Annotated in this window: 12 protein-coding genes; 9 read left to right on the top strand and 3 right to left on the bottom strand. The window is 63.4% G+C overall.

The genetic code is table 11. The features are described from left to right. The first annotated feature begins 53 nt into the window (after window positions 1–53). The 3 genes from thrC (at window position 54) to ACMGG8_RS29070 (ending at window position 6,526) form a co-directional block, all read left to right on the top strand. Window positions 54–1,463, top strand: a complete 1,410-nt coding sequence (thrC, locus tag ACMGG8_RS29080) for a threonine synthase (protein ID WP_011059452.1) — start codon at window positions 54–56, stop codon at window positions 1,461–1,463. A 100-nt stretch (window positions 1,464–1,563) separates the two neighbouring features. Further along, window positions 1,564–5,169 carry an ATP-binding protein gene (locus ACMGG8_RS29075; protein WP_060837695.1) on the top strand — a complete coding sequence of 1,202 codons (3,606 nt, stop codon included), beginning with the start codon at window positions 1,564–1,566 and terminating at the stop codon, window positions 5,167–5,169. Window positions 5,170–5,260: 91 nt separating this feature from the next. Continuing rightward, a complete protein-coding gene (locus ACMGG8_RS29070) occupies window positions 5,261–6,526 on the top strand; it encodes an EAL domain-containing protein (RefSeq protein WP_414158860.1) in 1,266 nt (421 codons plus the stop codon). Here ACMGG8_RS29070 and ACMGG8_RS29065 read toward each other — a convergent pair. After that, window positions 6,523–7,176 carry a response regulator transcription factor gene (locus tag ACMGG8_RS29065; protein ID WP_173655887.1) on the bottom strand — a complete coding sequence of 218 codons (654 nt, stop codon included), beginning with the start codon at window positions 7,174–7,176 and terminating at the stop codon, window positions 6,523–6,525. The two genes, ACMGG8_RS29070 and ACMGG8_RS29065, sit on opposite strands and share 4 nt — an antisense overlap. A 218-nt stretch (window positions 7,177–7,394) precedes the next feature. Here ACMGG8_RS29065 and ACMGG8_RS29060 point away from each other — a divergent pair, with 218 nt between their 5' ends. Beyond that, on the top strand, window positions 7,395–7,682 hold the full coding sequence (locus ACMGG8_RS29060; protein ID WP_060837698.1) for a DUF3509 domain-containing protein: 288 nt from the start codon (window positions 7,395–7,397) through the stop codon (window positions 7,680–7,682). A 168-nt stretch (window positions 7,683–7,850) separates the two neighbouring features. Here ACMGG8_RS29060 and ACMGG8_RS29055 read toward each other — a convergent pair whose 3' ends face one another. Beyond that, a complete protein-coding gene (locus tag ACMGG8_RS29055) occupies window positions 7,851–8,702 on the bottom strand; it encodes a TIGR02285 family protein (protein WP_414158859.1) in 852 nt (283 codons plus the stop codon). Between the two features lie 76 nt (window positions 8,703–8,778). After that, entirely contained in the window at window positions 8,779–9,978 is a 1,200-nt protein-coding gene (locus ACMGG8_RS29050) for a CaiB/BaiF CoA transferase family protein (protein WP_060842569.1), read from the bottom strand. A gap of 316 nt (window positions 9,979–10,294) precedes the next feature. Between ACMGG8_RS29050 and ACMGG8_RS29045 the strand changes: the two genes are divergently transcribed. From ACMGG8_RS29045 to ACMGG8_RS29025, 5 genes are all read left to right on the top strand, one after another. After that, window positions 10,295–10,915 carry a YjfI family protein gene (locus tag ACMGG8_RS29045; protein ID WP_414158858.1) on the top strand — a complete coding sequence of 207 codons (621 nt, stop codon included), beginning with the start codon at window positions 10,295–10,297 and terminating at the stop codon, window positions 10,913–10,915. 15 nt (window positions 10,916–10,930) lie between these two features. Continuing rightward, window positions 10,931–11,626, top strand: coding sequence for a PspA/IM30 family protein (locus ACMGG8_RS29040; protein WP_060837701.1), 696 nt, complete (start codon window positions 10,931–10,933; stop codon window positions 11,624–11,626). A 66-nt stretch (window positions 11,627–11,692) separates the two neighbouring features. After that, entirely contained in the window at window positions 11,693–12,334 is a 642-nt protein-coding gene (locus tag ACMGG8_RS29035) for a hypothetical protein (protein ID WP_414158857.1), read from the top strand. A gap of 36 nt (window positions 12,335–12,370) precedes the next feature. Further along, entirely contained in the window at window positions 12,371–14,446 is a 2,076-nt protein-coding gene (locus ACMGG8_RS29030) for a flotillin family protein (RefSeq protein ID WP_060842570.1), read from the top strand. Window positions 14,447–14,641: 195 nt separating this feature from the next. Then, window positions 14,642–19,786 carry a DNA repair ATPase gene (locus ACMGG8_RS29025; protein ID WP_414158856.1) on the top strand — a complete coding sequence of 1,715 codons (5,145 nt, stop codon included), beginning with the start codon at window positions 14,642–14,644 and terminating at the stop codon, window positions 19,784–19,786. The last annotated feature ends 28 nt before the right edge of the window (window positions 19,787–19,814 follow it).

The following is a 19,814-nucleotide window of genomic DNA, read 5'->3' as shown; positions in this document are numbered from 1 at the left end:
TGACTTGTCGCCTGTAGCTTGCAACTTGCAGCTCAAACCGAAGGTTTGTCCCCATGCGCTATATCAGTACTCGTGGCCAGGCACCGGCCCTGAATTTCGAAGATGTGCTGCTGGCCGGTCTGGCCAGCGACGGCGGTCTCTACGTACCGGAGAACCTGCCACGTTTCACCCAGGAAGAAATCGCTTCCTGGGCCGGCCTGCCGTATCACGAGCTGGCGTTCCGGGTCATGCGCCCGTTCGTCACCGGCAGCATTCCGGATGCCGACTTCAAGAAGATCCTCGAAGAAACCTACGGGGCGTTCTCCCACAACGCCATTGCGCCGCTGCGTCAGCTCAATGGCAATGAGTGGGTGCTGGAGCTGTTCCACGGCCCGACCCTGGCGTTCAAGGACTTCGCCCTGCAACTGCTGGGTCGCCTGCTGGACTACGTGCTGGAGAAGCGCGGCGAGCGCGTGGTGATCATCGGCGCCACCTCCGGTGACACCGGTTCGGCGGCCATCGAAGGCTGCAAGCGTTGCGACAACGTCGACATCTTCATCCTGCATCCGCACAACCGGGTATCGGAAGTGCAGCGCCGGCAGATGACCACCATCCTTGGCGAGAACATCCACAACATCGCCATCGAAGGCAACTTCGACGACTGCCAGGAGATGGTCAAGGCCAGCTTCGCCGACCAGGGCTTCCTCAAGGGCACGCGCCTGGTGGCGGTGAACTCGATCAACTGGGCGCGGATCATGGCCCAGATCGTCTACTACTTCCACGCGGCCCTGCAGCTGGGCGGTCCGGCGCGCTCCATCGCGTTCTCGGTGCCCACCGGCAACTTCGGCGACATCTTCGCCGGCTACCTGGCGCGCAACATGGGCCTGCCGATCAGCCAGCTGATCGTCGCCACCAACCGCAACGACATCCTGCACCGCTTCATGAGCGGCAATCAGTACGTCAAGGAAACCCTGCACGCGACCTTGTCGCCGTCCATGGACATCATGGTGTCGTCGAACTTCGAACGCTTGCTGTTCGACCTGCACGGTCGCAACGGTGCGGCCCTGGCCGCGCTGATGGACAGCTTCAAGCAAGGCGGCGGTTTCAGCGTCGAACAGGACCGCTGGACCGAAGCGCGCAAGCTGTTCGATTCCCTGGCGGTGAACGACGAGCAGACCTGCGAAACCATCGCCGAAGTCTTCGCCCAGACCGGCGAAGTGCTGGACCCGCACACCGCGATCGGCGTCAAGGCCGCCCGTGAATGCCGTCGCAGCCTGGACACGCCGATGGTGGTCCTTGGCACCGCGCACCCGGTCAAGTTCCCGGATGCCGTGGAGAAGGCCGGTGTCGGCAAGGCCCTGGAGCTGCCGGCGCACCTGTCCGACCTGTTCCAGCGTGAAGAACGCTGCACGGTCCTGGCCAACGACCTGAAAGCGGTGCAGGCTTTCGTCAGCCAGCACGGCAATCGTGGCAAGCCGCTCTGACCGGATGGTCTTGTCGTCCACGAAGCCCGTCTCCTGACGGGCTTTGTTTTTTCTCGCACTTGTTGCATGAGCTTGGCCCGGCTGGGGCAGGGAGGCACGGATGAGCAACCGCCAAACCCATTGCATGTCACTTGCCTTGTGGCGGCTTGTCGGGGGCCTGCTGGCCTGCCTGTTCTGTGGCGCGTTGCTGGCGGCTGCGACGAAGAATCTACCCTTCAAGCTGGTGCCGGCTTTCGTTGACCTGGAACCCCTGGCCCTGGCACCTGCCGAACGCCAGTGGCTGGCGACGCATAAGACGCTGAGGGTCGGCATCGCCATCGATGACTACCAGCCCATTGATATCACCCGGGACCGCAATCGCTATCAAGGAATCAGCGCCGACTACCTGGCGCTGGTGGGCGAGCGGTTGGGTGTCACGATGGAGGTCCTGGGGTTTTCCGAGCGAGAGCAGGCGATTGAAGCGCTGCGCAACGGCAGTATCGATGTCCTGACCAGTGCCAATGGCTATGAGCGCGGTGTCTCGGGGCTGCGTTTCACCAGTGACTACATGCCTGACAGGGCGGTAGTGGTGGTGCGTCGTGACGGGGTGAGCTCCAGCGATGACCTGGCCGGCAAGAAACTGGTGTTATTGGATGGCTATGCCAACGCCGAGCAGGTTCATGCGGCGTATCCGAACAGTCAGATCATGCTCTCGCCGAACCTCTACAGCGGCTTGGAGGCATTGAATCAGGGCGATGCCGACGCCTTCATCGGCAATGAGATCATCGTCCGCGCCTACCAGGCCCTGCGCCCTTATCTGGCGGTGCGGATTCAGGATGAAAGCCGCCTGCCGCCGACGGGCTTTGCCTTTGCCACGCGGGATGACAACGTGCTGCTGGCGGGCATGCTGGAGCAGGCGCTGCAGAGCATCGACGAGTCCCTGCAGCGGGAAATACAGGCCCGTTGGACCACCGGGCTGGGGGCGAATATCTCGGGTGAGCGCATCGAACTCAGCGCCGAGGAGCAGGCCTGGATTCTCCAGCACCCGCATGTGATGGTCGCGTCCCAGCAGTATCCGCCCCATGTGTTCAAGGACAAGGAGGGGCGCTGGGCTGGCCTGAACATCGATTTGCTCAACCGCATCTCGCGCATGACCGGTCTGCATTTTGTGCACAAGGAGAGCCTTACCACGGCGCAGACCCTGGAGCTGCTGGAAAGCGGGCAGGCGCAGATGAACTCGACCCTCACGGCCAGTGAAGACCGGCGACTGTTCCTGAATTTCTCCCATGCCTTTGGTGGTGCCGCCTGGGTTTTTGTCGTGCGCCCCGAGGATCGGCGCCTGAGCAGCCTGGAACAGTTGGCAGGCGAGGTACTGGCGCTGCCGGCCCGGCACACCCTTGAGAGCTACATTCGCCGCAACTACCCCGATATCCGCTTGCGCAGTGTCGCCAGCGATGAAGAGGCGCGGGCCCTGGTGAGTAGTGGCGAGGCCCGGGCAACCATTCAGAATGAGGTCCAGGTTCAGGCGCTGGGGGCGGCCGATGACGGATTGCGGGTCGGACGCAGTGTCGAAGGCACCTGGTCGGCTGACGAGTTTTCCGTGCGCAAGGATCAGCCCGAACTGCTGAGCATCTTGAACAAGTCGCTGGAGGCGCTGCCGGTGGCGGAGCTCAGTGCCATTCGCCTCAAGTGGCTGGGAGCCACGCCGGTGCCGATGCCGGCCTGGCAGCGTGTGCCGACCTGGGTCTACTGGGCCATTGCCACGGCGCTGCTGTTCGGGCTGGCCTCCCTGGCCTGGAGCAGTCGGCTCAAGCGCCAGATTCAGCAGCGATTGCAGGCCGAGCAACGACTCAATGATCAGTTGGTGTTCATGCGTGCTCTGCTCGACGGTATTCCCAATCCGATCTTTGTCCGAGACCTGGAAGGGCGCCTGATCACTTGCAACAAGAGTTACGAGCAGCAGTTGGGGACGAGCCTGGAGCTGATTCGCGGACGACAACTGACCGAGCTGGACCTGTTGCCTGCGGCCACCGCTCGCCAGTTGCATGGCGAGATCATGCAATTGCTGGCCAGCGAGGCGTCGGTGTTCGCCGATCGGCAGGTGGAGACGCGCAATGGTTCGATTCACGCCTATCAATGGACAGTGCCCTTCTATAGCGCCGACGGGCTCCTGCAAGGCTTGCTGGGCGGCTGGATCGATATTACCGAGCGCAAGCGCCTGGAGAATCAGCTGGTGGAGGCGCGTCAGGCGGCCGATCAGGCCAATGCCGCGAAAAGCGCATTTCTGTCCACCATGAGCCATGAGATCCGCACGCCCATGACGGCCATCGTCGGCTTGCTTGAGCTGGAAAAGGAGCAGGCCAGGGTCAGGGGCGCGCCCTTCTCCGAGGCCTTGCGGGTGGCCTATCGCTCCGCCCAGGAGTTGATCAGCCTGATGGGGGACAGCCTTGATCTGGCCAAGATCGAAGCCGGCCACATGCAGTTGGTGCCACAGGTCACCGCCCTCAAGCCGTTTTTCGAGAGTGTTCGGCAGTTGTTCGAGGTGACGGCGCGTAATCAGGGGGTGCATTTACGGTTGGTGTTCAACGCAGAGGCCCAGGGCCGTTATTTCTTCGACCCGCTGCGCTTGCGCCAGGTCCTGCACAACCTGTTGAGCAACGCCCTGAAGTTCACCGCGGAAGGTGAGGTGCGGGTGACGGTCGAGCGTCAGCCCGACGAGTCCGGTATCGAGTGCCTGCGCATCAGTGTTGCGGACACCGGCCCGGGTATCAGTGCCGAGCAGCAAGCGAACATTTTCACGCCTTTTGTTCAGGCCGACGCCATGACCTCCTCGACGTATGGCGGTACCGGGCTGGGTCTGAGCATTTGTCGGCAGCTGATCGAGTTGATGGGCGGGCGCATTCACCTGTCGAGCGAACCGGGTGCGGGAACCGTGGTCACCCTCGAGCTGTATCCGGAACGGGTCAGCGACGATCTCGAGCCTCAGGCGTCACCGTCTGCCGAGCGCCCGCCGAGTCGCAGCATCGAGGTGCTGGTGGTGGATGACTTGAGCGCCAATCGGATGGTCCTGAGCCAGCAGTTGATGTTTCTCGGACACCGGGTCGTGGCCTGTGACAATGCCCAGGAGGCGCTGCAGCAGTGGCGTTCCGGGGCCTTTGACGTACTGATGACCGATTGCAACATGCCGCAGATGAGCGGCTATGCACTGACCGAGGCCATCCGCCGGATCGAGGCGCAAGAGGGGCGTCGGCGCTGTCCGGTGATCGGTTGTACCGCCAATGCTTTCGAAGACGAGCGAGAGCGCTGCGAGCGTGCCGGCATGGATCAATTGCTGGTCAAGCCGGTGACCCTGGATCAATTGGCTCAGTCCCTCGCGCGTTTCCTGCCGTCACCGTCATTCAATATCCAGACCTTGCGCGGGATGACTCAGGCCGATGAGCCGGTGCTGCAGCGCATGTTGCAGGAGTTGTTGCGTAATCTCGACGAGGAGCAGCAGGCGCTGGAGGCGGCCCTGGCGGCGCAGGATTGGCGGGGCCTGGGAGGCACCTTGCACCGTCTCAAGGGGGTGTGTTGCCTGATTGACGCCTTGCCCCTGGCCAAGGTCTGTATCGCGTTGGAAGAGGTGGTCAAGGGGCAGCAGGCGCAGGCGCTGGCCAGTCATTGGCCGGAGTTGCGAGACGTTATCGGGATCTTGCGTAGCGACATTCAGGCGGCTCTGGACGAATAAGACTTGTCCTATGTGTGCCTAGGAAATATCTGACTACCGTGTCGGCTCGTAGTGGACTGTTTCACTTGCGCCGTCTCGGAGGTTGCCCCCCATGCATACGCTTAACGTGCTGATTCTCGAAGATAACTCGTTCCAGTTGATGGCCTTGCACCAGATGCTCAACGCCAATGGCGTTTTCAACGTGCTGGCTGCCGAGAACGTGGCATCCGCGCGGCGTTCGCTGGACAGCAAGGGGCCGGTGGATATCGCCATCTGCGATCTGTACCTGGAGCAGGCTGACGGCCTGGAACTGATCCGTGATCTGGCCCGGCACCAGCAGGCCAAGGCCCTGATCATTCTCAGCGACGCGGAGCCGGATGTGCTTGAGGGCGCGTCCGGCATGGCCCGTGAATTGGGCCTGAAAGTGCTCGCATGCCTGCCAAAACCGGCGTCGGCCGCGGTGATTGGCGACTTGCTCTGTGCCTATCAGTTGCACTCCAGGGCCGATGGCCCCGAGCTGAATCAGACACTGCTCCGGGACTTGCTGGGCCTTGAACCCTTTGTTCGCGAACCTGTGACCACGGACGAGGGGCTGGCGGCGGTGCTGGGTTGTGGCGTGGCGCACTTTCAGCCCGTCATCCACCAGCAGGGCGGGTTGCAGGGTGTCGAGGCACTGGCCCGCTGGCAGCATCCCGAGCGGGGCTTGCTGATGCCGGGCGAGTTTCTTCCCCTGATCGAGTTCGCCGGCCTGCAAGAACTCTTCACCTGGCACATGCTGGAGCAGGCACTTGAGCTGGTGGCCGGGGTGAAGCTGGTGCTGGGCTACTGGCTGCCGATTGCGGTGAACATTCCCACCAGCATCCTTGAGCGGCCGCTGTTCCCTCGGCAGTTGGAAGCCTTGCTGAGGCGCTTCGAAGTCCCGGCGCGGATGTTGACCCTGGAGCTGGTCGACACCACCCAATTGCAAACCGATAGCGCCCATGTCGAGGCACTGTTGCGCCTGCGGATGCTGGGCTGCAAGTTGTCCATTGGCGATTTCGGTACCGGGGGCACCAGTCTGCAGCGCCTGCTGGAGCTGCCTTTCACCGAGCTGAAGATCCCTCCGGTGTTTGTTGCAGGCATGGCGGCCGATGAACGCAAGCTGGCACTGGTCGGTGGCGCCACGAGCATGGCTCGGCGCATGTCCCTGGCGGTGGTGGTGACGGGCATCGAGAGTGAGGCCGACTGTTTGGCGGCCAGGGCGTTGGGGGCGGTTCATCTGCAGGGTTGTTTTATCGCGCCACCGATGAGCGCCGCCGAGTTGCGCCAATGGCTGGTCGAAACTTCAGGAGCGGGATGCAATGGGCCGGGCGAGCAGTTGGCCGGTTTGTGTGCCTAGGACAGCCCATGTTCCTGAACGTAGATGTATAGCGCCGCTTCGCTGGAAAGACCCAGTTTGCGCATGGCGCTGACTTTCTGTGCGCTGACGGTCTGTTTGCTGCGGTTGAGCCGGGTGGCAATTTCCCCCACGGCATGGCCGGCGGCCAGCAGGCGGATCACTTCCAGCTCCCGGGGGGACAACTGGTCCTTGGACACCAGGCGATCCGGGCCCACTTCGCCGGCAAGGCTCAGGGCCCGGCTGATGGCCTGGGCGACATAGCGCTTGTGCTGTCGTGCCCGGGCAATGGCGGACGGCAACTCATCGGCCAGGCTGGCCTTGCTCAGCAGGCCCATCACGCCGAGGTCGAGGATCGAGCGGAACAGTCCGGCGTGGTTGAGCATGGTCACCACCACGATGGGCAGATCGGGATGATGCCGGCGCAGTTGTTCGATCAGGCGCAGGCCGTCGTTCTGTTGCTCCTCGGGCATCATGAAATCCGTTACCAGCACATCGCATTCCGTGTCCTGCAGCAACTGGACGAGGGCGGAGGGGGATCGGGCTTCACCGACGATCATCAAGCTGTCGTTTTGCTCCAGCACGGCACGCAGGCCGATCAGGAAGATCGGGTGGTCGTCGGCAAGGATGATGCGCAATCTGTGGTTCGACATTGCTTTCAAAGCTTGGGCTCCAATGCAACGGCGGCGTGGGTTGCGCCTGGTTGGCCGTTTTATATCTGTCATGTTACCCGTGCATGCTCGATTGACTCAGGTCGGCAGCAGTAGGCGTGGCGAACTTTCTTCTCTGAGCGATGGTCACTTGAATGTCAGAAAGCTACCGGCATTTTTGTTTTCGAACCTCTAATTCGAGCTATTGAGTGGTGATCTAGATGGAAAGTATCAGTCTTTTATTGAGTGAGTCGTTGAGTCCCTACCAGGTCACGCTGATGCCCTGTGGCGCCCACGGTGAATGCCTGGTGAGGCTGAAGAATACCGCTGGCGCGATTGTCGTGGAGCGTGAGGTCAATCAGGCCCAGCTCACCGACAAGCGCCTGCTGACCGATGTGGTCGATGGGCTGCACCGTGATGTGTTGATCGCTGAAGGGCGGCTGGAGCCTTGCGTGATCGCAGCCTTGCGCCACGCCGCCGAAGGCAAGGTGTTCGATCAGCACCGCTGATGCAAATTTTTACGGAACCTTCCGCCAGTCGTATCAGTCAGACTCAGTATCAGCAGGATCAGGCATTGTGCTCCGGTGCTTGCAGCCGGCTGATACCGGTCGTCAAAGACCGCGTTTAACCCCGAGTCGTCTCCCCACTTCTCGGGGTTTCTTTTTGCCCGGGATTTGTCAGTGGTCGTGCAGGTCCTGGAAGTAGGCGCGGGCGTCGGCGCGGTATTCGTCGCGCATTCCGGGGTCCAGCCAGGCGGCATACAGCTCCACCAGTTGCTCTTCGCGCAGCTTGAGCAGGGCCAGGTTGATCTGGGTGATGGCCTGCCTGCCCTGTGGGGTGTCGGAGCAGCCGACGTGGATTTCCTGATACTTGCTGGTGCCTTCGATCGGATAGAACTCCAGATCCTGCGGGTCGATACCCTGCTGCATGGCCTGATAGCGGATTTCCGGCCAGTAGCCCAGGAGCAGTTGCAGGCGGCCCAGGCGCTGCATCTGCAGCAGGCTGCCCAGGGCGTCGTTGCCATAGTGGGCGCGAATCTGCTGCGGCGACACTTGCTGTAGCAGGTTGTCGAGCTGTTGCCCGTAGCTGCGCTCGGCCACCACGCCAATCAGTTCCTTGCCGCTCTCGAGCAGGCCATGCAGGTCGACCTTGCCGTCATGCAGGAAGTGCGCGAGTTGTTCGCGGTCGGCGCGGCGGATCGCCAGGCCATTGCTCAATACGCGAAAGCTGGTGATGGAGTAGGCGACCCACTGCGCGCGCTCCTTGCTCCAGATCAGCGCCGGGTCGCAGGTGAAGCTGGGCTCGCGCAGCATCTGCATGCCTCGGGCGCGATTGACCCGGACCAGCTCGTGCTGGTACTCGGGCAGGCTGGCGATCAGTTGTGGCATCAGCAGGTCGATGACGCCGCGGCCTTTCTGCTGGCCTTCGAACACATTCAAGGGGGGCAGGTCGCGCAGCAGCCAGGTGAGCATTTCCCCGGCGTGGCCGGGTGGGCAGGGCAGCCACAGCAGGCACACCGCGAGCGCCATCGTCAGTCGGCCAAGGCCGGGGTTCGAGCGTCGATGTGCCGGTTGTGGAGCGTCGGTGTGAGACGGCTGTTTCAGGTTAGATTGCCCCAGAGTTGCGCAAGTGCTGGATCTGCTCGCTGCTGTAGCCCAGGCCCTCCAGGACCTGTGCCGAATGTTCGCCCAGTTCGGGGCCGACCCAGTCCGCGGAGCCGGGCGTCTCAGAGAGTTTCGGCACGATGCCGGGCATCTTGAAGGCCTTGCCGTCCGGCAGCTTGGCCTGGAGGAACATTTCCCGGGCCAGAAATTGCGGATCGTTGAACATGTCTTCGGCGCTGAAGATCCGGCTGGCCGGGACTTCGGCCTGGTTCAGTTGCTCCAGCACCCGTTCCAGGGGCAGGGACGCCACCCAGCGATCGATCACCCCGTACAGTTCGTCGCGGCGAGTGTCGCGTCCGTCGTTGCTGGCCAGCGCGGGGTCGTTGGCCAGGTCGTCGCGGCCAATGAGGTGCATGAAGCGCTTGAAGATCGCGTCGCCGTTGGCGCCGATCTGCACATGCCTGCCGTCGGCGCTGGTGTGGATCGACGACGGGGTGATGCCGGGCATGATGTTGCCGCTGCGCTCGCGGATAAAGCCGAACACGTCGAACTCCGGAACCATGCTCTCCATCATGGCGAAGATCGCCTCGTACAGCGCCACGTCCACCACTTGCCCCTGGCCGCCGTTGACCTCGCGATGACGCAGGGCCATCAGGGCGCCGATCACGCCCCACAGAGCGGCGATGGAGTCGCCGATGGAAATTCCGGTGCGCACCGGCGGGCGGTCCTCGAAGCCGGTGATGTAGCGCAGGCCACCCATGGATTCGCCCACGGCGCCGAAGCCCGGCTGGTCCTTCATCGGTCCGGTCTGGCCGAAGCCGGACAGGCGCACCATCACCAGTTTCGGGTTCAGGGCGTGCAGCACGTCCCAGCCCAGGCCGAGCTTCTCCAGCACGCCGGGGCGGAAGTTCTCGATCAGGATGTCCGCTTCGCCCAGCAGCTGCTTGAGCACCGCCAGGCCTTCGGGGTGCTTGAGGTTCAGGGTCAGGGATTTCTTGTTGCGCGCCTGGACGAACCACCACAGCGAAGTGCCTTCATACAGCTTGCGCCACTTGCGCAACGGATCGCCGCCGTCCGGGGATTCGACCTTGATCACCTCGGCACCGAACTCGGCGCAGATGCGCGAGGCGAAGGGGCCGGCGATCAAGGTGCCGAGTTCGATCACTTTCAATCCGGCGAGGGGCTTGCTGAGACTGTTCATGGGGCATCCGCTGGGCAGGAAAATCCGCCTAGCCTAGACCATTGGTCGTGATTAAGTCAGCGTCCGGTGCCGGCCCGCGTTGATTATTTCCGGGTGGCTGCGCAGACAATTGTGCTTCTCATTCCCTTTGGTGACAGGTTTAATGACGCCTTTCGAGAGAACGCGCTTGCAAAGGACGCAATCTGGTCTATGTCCGTGACGGAGCCTGTGCTCTTGCTGGAACGGTAAGTCTGATAAATCTCGTTACAAATACTCGATCAAAAACTTACATGTGATGAATTGAACTCCTTACATGTGATGCTCTAGTCTGTGCGCCATGGAAAACAAATCCTCAGCCCATTACCAACGTTTATTCCGCCAGCGCCTGCGTGATCAGGGCCTGGTGAAAAAGGAAGTCTGGATACTGCCGGAGAACGCCCAGGCGTTGCTGGCGGTTGAACGCAAACTGCGTCAGCCCTCCAAGGGGCTGGCTCCTGTGGAAAAGGATGGAGAAATGAGCATGCCGCAGATCTGGAATGCCCGATCGCTGTGCCAGGCCCTGATGGCCACCGAGTTGTTCAGCAGCGGCGAAGCCTGCGTTGAGCTGCTTGAAGGCGCCGAACCGAGCTTGCACGTGACCATGCGCGAATACGGCGACCTGCCGCTGTTCATTGCCCTGTCCGGCGAGCAGATCCTGGTCGAAGCCCTGCTCTGGCCGCAAAGCGAAGTGACCGATGTGCAGGCCTTCAATGAAGAGGTCCTGCTCAGTCGCCAGCTGTTCCCGCTGTCGAGCATCGGCCTGGAAACCCGGCTTGGCGGCGAGCGCTTCTACATGATGTTCGGCGCGCTCAGCGCCACCTCGATCCTCTCCAACGTGCTCTACGAGATCGAAACCCTGGCCAGCAACGTGATCAGGGCTACCGAGGCCTATGAAGGCTACCTGAAGGCTCAGGCCTGACCTGGAGGAATGCACATGAACGTATGGAGCAAGTTGCTTACCGCCCTGCGCGGTGGCGCCAACGAAGCGGGTGAAGCCCTGGTGGACAGCCAGGCACTGAGGATTCTCGATCAGGAAATCCGCGACGCCGATCAGGAACTGCGCAAGTCCAAGGAGGCCCTGGCCGAGATCATGGCCCGGCAGAAACTCGCCGCCGAGCGCGCCAATGGCAGCGCGGCGAAGATCGCCGAATATGAAACCTACGCCCTCAAGGCCCTGGAGTCGGGCAACGAACAGCTCGCCCAGGAAGTGGCGCAGAAAATCGCCAACCTGGAGAACGACCTGGCCGTGGAACGCGAGCAGGCCGACGGTTTCGCCGCCAGCGTGGCCCAGTTGCGCAAGGCCGTGACCCAGGCCGAGGGCAATATCAAACATTTGAAACAGCAGGTGGATACCGTCAAGGCCACCGAGAGCGTGCAGAAGGCCCAGCAGGCCGTGGCCCAGCGCTACGGCGGCTCCCAGAGCAAGCTGCACACCGCGGTGGAGTCCCTGGAGCGGATCAAGCAGAAGCAGGCCGAGCGTGCGGCGAAGATGGAAGCCGCAGCGGAGCTGGCCAGCACCAGCAACCCCGACGACGCCCTGGACGCCAAGTTGCGCGAGGCCGGGATCGTCGCCGGCAGCACCAGCGCCGACAGCGTTCTGGCGCGCCTCAAGGACCGTAACAAGTCCTGATTCATCGTTGTGTTGTAGGGGCGGGGTCGTCGGGCCTTGCCCGGCTTTTTCAGGGATAGGAAAGCAATGGAAATCTTCCTGCAGACAGTGTTGTCGTTCCCCACAGTGCTGTTCAGCTTCATGCTCTGCCTGGCCGTGATCTACTGGGTCGTGGTGGCCATGGGCATGCTTGAAGTCGACCTGCTGGACTTCGAGGCCGACTCGCTGCTCGACAGCGCCCACGCCGGCGAAGGCCTGGCCGGGCTGCTGATCAAGTTCAAGCTCAACGGGGTGCCGGTCACCCTGGTGCTGACCCTGCTGATGTTCTTCAGCTGGTTTTTGACCTATTTCGCCGAACTCTACGTCCTCAGCCACCTGCCCCTGGGCTGGCTGCGCTATCCCCTGGGCCTGTTGCTGGCCGTGGTTGCGCTGTTTCTGGCAGCGCCCATCAGCGCGGCCATCTGCCGCCCGCTGCGTCCGCTGTTTCACAAGATGGAAGCCACCAGCAGCCAGTCGGTGCTGGGGCAGACCGCTGTGGTGCGTAGCGGCAGAGTCACCCTGGAACACGGCGAAGCCGTGCTCGAGAACGGCGGCGCGGGCCTGATCCTGCGTGTGCGTGCCGATGAGGCGCGAGCTTTCAAACGCGGCGATCGCGTCGTGTTACTGGAGTATCTGGAGGCGCAACACGCCTATCGGGTCATTACCGAGGACGAGTTTCGCGGCCTCTGAGCCCGGGCTTCCTCAGAATCAAAGGAGATTGATTGCATGAATTTACCGTCGCTGCTGCCCATCCTGCTCGGGATCGGCCTCGTCGTCCTGGTGGTCTTCGGCCTGCTGGCCCTGTTCAAGGCCTTCTACATCAAGGTCCCCCAAGGCACGGCGCTGATCGTCAACGACATGTCCTCGACCCCCAAGGTGCACTTCACCGGCGCCCTGGTGTACCCGGTCATCCACCTCAAGGAGTTCATGCGCATCTCGCTGATCACCCTGGAAGTCGACCGTCGGGCCAAGGATGGTCTGATCTGCCGCGACAACATGCGCGCCGACATCACCGTGGCCTTCTACCTGCGGGTCAATGAAACCCAGGAAGACGTGCTCAAGGTGGCCAAGGCCATCGGTGTCGACCGCGCCTCCGACCGCGCCGCGGTCAACGAGCTGTTCAACGCCAAGTTCTCCGAAGCGCTGAAGACCGTGGGCAAGCAGTTCGACTTCGTCCAGCTGTTCGAAAACCGCCAGGACTTCCGCGACCGCATCATCGAGATCATCGGCAACGACCTCAACGGCTATGTGCTGGAAGACGTGGCCATCGACTACCTGGAGCAGACCGCCAAGCACTCCCTGGACCCGAGCAACATTCTCGACGCCGAGGGTATCCGCAAGATCACCGAGCTGACCGCGGCGCAGAACGTCATCACCAACGAACTGGAGCGCAACCAGGAATTGGCGATCCAGAAGAAGAACGTCGAGACCCGCGAAGCCTCGCTGTCGCTGGAACGCCAGCAGGCCGATGCCGAAGCACGGCAGAAGCGCGAGATCGAAACCATCCGCGCCCGCGAGGAAGCCGAGACCGCCAAGGTCAAGGAAGAAGAGCGTCTGAAGGCCGAACAGGCCCGTATCCAGGCGCAGCAGGAAATCGACGTGCGCACCGAGAACCATCAGCGCGAAGTCGAAGTGGCCCAGCAGAACCGCCAGCGCGCGGTGGTCATCGAAGTGGAGAAAGTCACCCGCGCCAAGGACCTGGAAGTGGTGGCCCGCGAGCGTGAAGTGGAACTGCAGCGCATCGAGAAAGAAAAGGCCCTGGAAGAGCAGCGCAAGAACATCGCCACGGTGATCCGTGAGCGGGTCGCGGTGGAGAAGACCGTGGCCCAGGAAGAAGAGCGGATCAAGGAAGTGCGCGAGGTTTCCGAAGCCGAGCGTGCCAAGCAAGTGGTGGTGATCCAGGCCCAGGCCGAAGCCGAGCAGGATCTGGTACGCCAGGTCAAACAGGCCGAAGCCGACGAAACCCGCTCCAAGCACAAGGCGGTGGAAATCAACAACCTGGCCCAGGCCGAGCTGGAAGCCGCGGCCAAGCAGGCCGAAGCCAAGAAACGCCTGGCCGAAGGCCTGGAAGCCGAGCGCGCCGCGCCTGGCCTGGCCGATGCCCGCGTGCTGGAAATCACTGCAGCGGCCCAGGAAAAAGAAGGCCTGGCGCAAGCCCGCGTCCGCACCGAGCAACTGATTGCCGAAGCCCGTGGCGAGCAGGAAAAAGGCCTGGCCGACGCCCGCATCATGGAAGCCCAGGCGGCGGCCAAGGAGAAGGACGGCCTGGCCGAAGCCAAGGTCATGGAAGAGAAACTCGGGGCTCAGGCCCGTGGCGAAGAGCAACTGGGCGCGGCCAAGGCCAAGGCCACCAAGGACCTGGGTTCGGCCGAAGCCGAAGTGCTGCTGCAGCGCCTGAACGCCGAAGCCGAAGGCCTGGGCAAGAAGTTCGGTGCCCTGGATTCCCTCAGCGACAGCGCGCGGTCCCACGAAGAGTTCCGCATGCAACTGGAGAAGAACTTCGAGGAAGCGATGGCCGCCATCGCCGCCAACAAGGAGATCGCCAAGGACCAGGCCGAAGTGCTGTCGGCGGCCCTCAGCAAGGCCAAGATCGAGATCGTCGGCGGCGAAGGCGACTTCTTCAACTCCTTCGCCAAGTCGCTGTCGGTGGGCAAGGCCATCGAGGGCGTGGTGGGCAAGAGCCCGGTGGTCCAGGACGTCCTGGCACGCCTGCTCAATGGCAAGGGCGCCCCGGCGGTTGCCGCCGAACTGGCCGCCGCTGCCGTCTCGCGCAAGGCCGACGCGCCGTCTGCCGAAGCCTGACCCACACCTGACACACCTGTAGCCGCTGCCGAAGGCTGCGACCGACTCCGTAGGAGGCGCAGCCCTTGAGGGCTTTCGGGCCCTCAAGCACGCACGCAGCCCGCGGCAGCGGCTACCGGCCTTGTGTCGGGCACCGGGCTCCAGGTTTGAGGAGCCCGCTTTTTTGCACACCGCCGTAGATCCAGGAAGGCCACGATGTCGGACGCTCAAGTCGCAACTCCCCCGCAGGACGTATTGGATAAGGCCGTCGCCGAAGGCGGCGCCTATGAGGTGCTGCACAAGCGCCTGCTGGAGCAGGGCCAGCGCCTGCGGGCCACCACCGACGACCTCAACCAGAGGCGTCTCGACGAGTTCGGCAACAGCCGCATGGAAGTGGTCGGGCGGGTGCGCATCCGCACCGAGAACAACTGCATCGCCCGGGACATCGTCCAGGTCGGCGACTGCCTGTTGTTCGGCTACAACGTGTTCATCGGCCTGAAGAAGGAAACCAGCGTCGCCGACGTGTTTTCCCTTTACCGGCTGGTGGAGGAGGGCGAAGGCTACGAAGCCGAGCCGGTGCCCCTGGAAGGCAGCTTCCTGGCGGCCCAGGGCTTCCTCAACGATTTCAACGAGCTCTACACCTATTACAAGAACACCCGCCTGCTGCAACTGGCGATCCGTGACGGCAAGCTGCTGGCGAGTTTCCAGATCGGCGAGCGCGTCACCGATGTGCGGGTGTTCCGCTGGTCGATCTCGGTGGACGGGCGCGAAGTCCGTTACATCGACAACCGTGGCGAACGGGATATCGCCCTGCCAGCGCCCTTCGACTTCGAATGGAAGAAAGCCACCCGCGAGATGGTGGTCGAAGGCCGCTTCCCGCACCTGAACATCCTCGACACGGTGTTCGTCGAAACCATCGGCGGCGACCTGACCATCAAGGTCGAGAACAACACCGAATCGGGCCTGGGTATCTACCGTGAAGAGGTGCTGGACAAGACCCAGTCCCTGGACGACTCGCAGATCGAGTTCGCCCGCCTGGGCAGCCTGATCCTGCTCAAGGTCCTGCCGTACCGCGAAGAGCAGTGGCGCTACCTGGTGTTCAACAGCCTGACTCGCCAGGTGGAGCGCATCGACGCCATCGGCCTGGCCTGCGTGCAACTGCCGGAAGACCACGGGATCATCTTCCCCGGTGGCTATTACCTGCAGAGCGGCGAGTACAAGACCTTCGAACAGTCCATGGACGGCATGCGCTTCAAGCGCTCGGTGCGCTCGCCCAACGGTGAAGATGTGCAGTACATCTTCTACCACCCGGAGCAGGGCCGCTCGGTGCTGCTGACCTACAACATGATCAACCGCCAGTTGCAGAACCCGCTGTTCGGCCACGGTTACGCGCGCCTGGAAGACGGGCGCATGGTGATCTTCGCCGCCGAAGGCGACGAGCCGACCCGGGTCCACCCGATGCAGGTCTGGCAGACCCCGTTCTTCACCGAGGAATACGCCGCGCGGCAACCGACCCGCAGCGGTTTCCTCGGGCGCATCGGCAATGCCGAGCTGGTGCGCAGCGTTTCCGATCTCTACGACCTGTGCCGCGAGATCGACACCCCGGCGGTGTCGGTGCAGCGCTATTCGCTGCTGTGCCAGAACACCCGGCGCCTGTTCGATGTGTACCACTGGCTGGGTAGCGCCGAGCTCGAAGGCCTGGCCCCATTGCTGCGCGAGGTGGCCTCGACCTCGGAGCTGGTGCTGGATGAATACGAGAAAGTCGAAAGCATCCGCCGCCAGTCGGACCAGGCCATGGTGGCCGCCGAGGCCAAGCAGAAAGCCCTGCTCGACAGCCTGCTGGTGGACAGCTGGGACCAGGTGCAGAGCTTCGTCGATGCGCTCAACGGCATCACTGCCCAGCGCGGCCTGCTGCTGACCATTCGCGACTACCGCTACATCGACGTGGCGCGCATCGACGCCATGGAAGCCGAGCTGCTCAAGGCCCAGGAGCGCACCGCCGCTGGCACCGCGACCTTCCTCGCCAGCGACCAGGCCCTGCTGCCCTTCGTCACCCAGTTGGAAACCCTCGACGCCCAGGCGCAGAAAGCCGAAACCGTGGCCCAGCTCAACGAGCCCCTGGGCGCCCTGCAAGCCATGGCCGGCGACCTGGACATGCTGTCGAGCCTGATGGCCTCGTTGCAGATCGACGACGCCACCCAGCGCACCCGGATCATCGAATCGATCTCGCAGATCTACGCCCGCCTGAACCAGGCCAAGGCCCGCGCCGAGCAACGGCGCAAGGGCCTGGGCTCGACCGAGACCGTGGCGCAGTTCGGCGCGCAGTTCAAACTCTTCAGCCAGGGCATCACCAACGCCCTGGCCCAGGCCCAGGACCCCGAGCGTTGCGACGAGCAACTGTCGCGGCTGCTGGTGCAGCTCGAAGAGCTGGAGAGTCGCTTCGGCGATCACGAACAGTTCCTCGGCGACATCCTCGGCAAGCGTGAGGAACTGCTGGAAACCTTCGAGGCCCACAAGCAATCGCTGCTCGACGAGCGCCAGCGCAAGGCCCAGGGCCTGCTGGACGCGGCGCGGCGGATTCTCGACAGCCTCGGCCGGCGCACCGCCAAGTTCACCCAGGCCGAGGAACTCAACGCGTTCTTTGCCGCCGACCCGCTGATCCTCAAGCTGCGGGAGCTGGCCGAGCGCCTGCGCGAGCTCAAGGACAGCGTCAAGGCCGACGATGTCGAGTCGCGCCTCAAGGGCGCCCGGGATCAGGCCGTACGTGCCCTGCGCGACAAGACCGAGCTGTTCGAAGAGGGCGGCAATGTCATCAAGCTGGGGCCGCGCCACCGCTTCAGCGTCAACACCCAGGAGCTGGACCTGACCCTGATGCCCCGGGGCGACGAACTGCACCTGCACCTGACCGGCACGGATTTCCTCGAACCGTTGCGCGACCCCGAGCTGGAAGCCCTGCGGGACTTCTGGCAGGTGGCCCTGGAGTCGGAGTCGGCCCAGCTGTACCGCGCCGAGTACCTGGCCGGGCAAGTGCTGGATGCCGCCGACCGCGGCCAGGAAGGCCTGAGCCTGGAAAGCCTGAAACCCTTGCTGGCGCACCCTGAGGAACTGGCGCGGGTGATCCGCGACTTCGCCGCGCCGCGCTACAAGGAAGGCTACGAGAAGGGCATTCACGATCACGATGCCGCGGCGATCCTCCTGCAACTGCTGCCCCTGCGCGACAGTGCCGGCCTGCTGCGCTTCGGCGCGGCGGCGCGGGCTTTTGCCGCGTTGTTCTGGGACCGCCAGCAGCACCAGCCGCAACCGCAGCAATGGGCCGAGCGGGCCCGCACCAGCCGGCATATCCAGCAACTGTTCGGTCGTCGTGAAGGCTTGTTGCAGTTGCAGGACGAAATCTTCCTGGCGCTGCAGGACTGGCGTCAGCAGCAGGCCTTCAGCCTGCCGGCGGAGCTGTTGCCGGAAGCCGCCGAGTACCTGGTGCAGGAACTGGCTGCAGAACGCATCGAGTTCACCTTCAGCAAGTACGCCAGGCAGTTGCAGGAAGCCCTGACCCTGCGCCTGCAAGGCGCGCGCATGTGGGACGACTACCAGCAGGCCCTGGCCCAACTGGCCGAGCGGCCCGCCGCGCAGTGGGCGCTGGCCGGCAACTGGCTGTCGGCGCTGTGTGCCGAGGGCGAGTTCGCCGAGTGGAGCGACTACGTGCCCGAGGCCGTGGCCCTGTCGCTGTTGCGGGACGACTTTGCCAAGCGCATCACCGAAGTCGACCTGCGGTTCAGCGTCGGCAACCTGATGGGCGAACACCCGCGCATCCAGGAGCGCAGCCTGTCCCTCACCGTGGACGGTTTCTTTGCCCGCCTGCGGGCCCACCGCGAACAGTTCCTGCCCGGCCTGCAGCGCTACCAGGCGCTGCGCCAGGGCATCATCAGCCGCGAACGCTCGGCCCTGCGCCTGAGCGAATTCAAGCCGCGGCCGCTGAGCTCGTTCGTGCGTAACAAGCTGATCAACGATGTGTACCTGGGCTTTATCGGCGACAACCTGGCCAAGCAGATGGGCACCGTGGGCGAGAACAAGCGCACCGACCTGATGGGCCTGTTGATGCTGATTTCGCCACCGGGCTACGGCAAGACCACCCTGATGGAATACGTGGCGCACCGCTTGGGCCTGATCTTCATGAAGATCAACGGCCCGGCCCTGGGGCACCAGGTGCGCTCCCTGGATCCGGCCCAGGCGCCGGACGCTACTTCGCGCCAGGAGCTGGAGAAGCTCAACCTGGCCCTGGAGATGGGCAACAACGTGATGCTCTATGTCGACGACATCCAGCACACCCACCCCGAGTTCCTGCAGAAATTCATCTCGCTGTGCGACGGCACCCGGCGCATCGAAGGCGTGTGGAAAGGCCGCACCAAGACCTACGACATGCGCGGCAAGAAGTTCTGCGTGGTGATGTCGGGCAACCCGTATACCGAGTCCGGCGAGGTGTTCAAGATCCCCGACATGCTGGCCAACCGGGCCGACATCTATAACCTCGGCGACACCCTGGGCGGCATGCAGGAAGCCTTCGCCCTGAGCTACATCGAGAACGGCCTGACCTCCAACCCGGTGCTGGCGCCCCTGGCCACCCGCGACATGGCGGACGTCTACCGCTTCGTCGCCAAGGCCGAAGGCAAGGCCTTCTCCAGCAACGAACTGAGCCACAGTTACAGCGGCGCCGAGATCAACGAAATCACCACCACCCTGCAACGCCTGATGCAGGTGCGCGACGTGGTGCTGCGGGTCAACCAGCAGTACATCGCCAGCGCCGCCCAGGCCGACCAGTACCGCAGCGAGCCGCCGTTCAAGCTGCAGGGCAGCTACCGCAACATGAACAAGATGGCGGAGAAGATCTCGGCGGTGATGAACGACGCCGAGCTCCTGCAACTCTTGGCCGACCACTACCAGGGTGAATCCCAGCTGCTGACCACCGGCGCCGAGGAAAACCTGCTCAAGCTCGCCGAGCTGCGGGGCAACCAGACCCCGGAGCAGAGCGAACGCTGGGCCCAGATCAAGCGCGACTTCGTGCGCAACCGCTCCATGGGCGGCAGCGACAGCGATGTCGGCACCCGGGTGGTGGCCCAGCTCAACGATCTGGTGGAAGGCGTGCGCGGCCTGGCCCGGCCGGCGGAACAGCAGGGCATGCGTGAAGTGCTGGAAAACCTCTCCGAGCACCTGGAGCAGAGTTTCCTGCCGCTGCTCAAGGTCATGCACAAGAAGATCGACGTCGACCTGCACAGCCACCAGCGCATTGGCGACATCGCCACGCGGGTGGACGAATTGAGCCGCATGCTCAGCCACGGTGATGTGCCGACCCTCAAGGACCCCCAATAGTAGGAGCCGGCTTGCCGGCGAACAGCCA

Origin of the sequence: Pseudomonas sp. BNK-45 (assembly GCF_047456255.1) — a bacterium.
Taxonomy (GTDB): Bacteria; Pseudomonadota; Gammaproteobacteria; order Pseudomonadales; family Pseudomonadaceae; genus Aquipseudomonas.
Note: the sequence above shows the minus strand (reverse complement) of the source record. Positions and strands in the feature narration are given on the sequence as shown.

Coding starts and splice junctions, on each gene's coding strand:
- ACMGG8_RS29040 (WP_060837701.1), top strand. CDS start 10,931: ATGAACGTATGGAGCAAGTTGCTTACCGCCCTGCGCGGTGGCGCCAAC.
- ACMGG8_RS29045 (WP_414158858.1), top strand. CDS start 10,295: ATGGAAAACAAATCCTCAGCCCATTACCAACGTTTATTCCGCCAGCGC.
- ACMGG8_RS29035 (WP_414158857.1), top strand. CDS start 11,693: ATGGAAATCTTCCTGCAGACAGTGTTGTCGTTCCCCACAGTGCTGTTC.
- ACMGG8_RS29030 (WP_060842570.1), top strand. CDS start 12,371: ATGAATTTACCGTCGCTGCTGCCCATCCTGCTCGGGATCGGCCTCGTC.
- ACMGG8_RS29050 (WP_060842569.1), bottom strand. CDS start 9,978: ATGAACAGTCTCAGCAAGCCCCTCGCCGGATTGAAAGTGATCGAACTC.
- ACMGG8_RS29075 (WP_060837695.1), top strand. CDS start 1,564: ATGAGCAACCGCCAAACCCATTGCATGTCACTTGCCTTGTGGCGGCTT.
- ACMGG8_RS29055 (WP_414158859.1), bottom strand. CDS start 8,702: ATGGCGCTCGCGGTGTGCCTGCTGTGGCTGCCCTGCCCACCCGGCCAC.
- ACMGG8_RS29025 (WP_414158856.1), top strand. CDS start 14,642: ATGTCGGACGCTCAAGTCGCAACTCCCCCGCAGGACGTATTGGATAAG.
- ACMGG8_RS29060 (WP_060837698.1), top strand. CDS start 7,395: ATGGAAAGTATCAGTCTTTTATTGAGTGAGTCGTTGAGTCCCTACCAG.
- ACMGG8_RS29070 (WP_414158860.1), top strand. CDS start 5,261: ATGCATACGCTTAACGTGCTGATTCTCGAAGATAACTCGTTCCAGTTG.
- thrC (WP_011059452.1), top strand. CDS start 54: ATGCGCTATATCAGTACTCGTGGCCAGGCACCGGCCCTGAATTTCGAA.
- ACMGG8_RS29065 (WP_173655887.1), bottom strand. CDS start 7,176: ATGTCGAACCACAGATTGCGCATCATCCTTGCCGACGACCACCCGATC.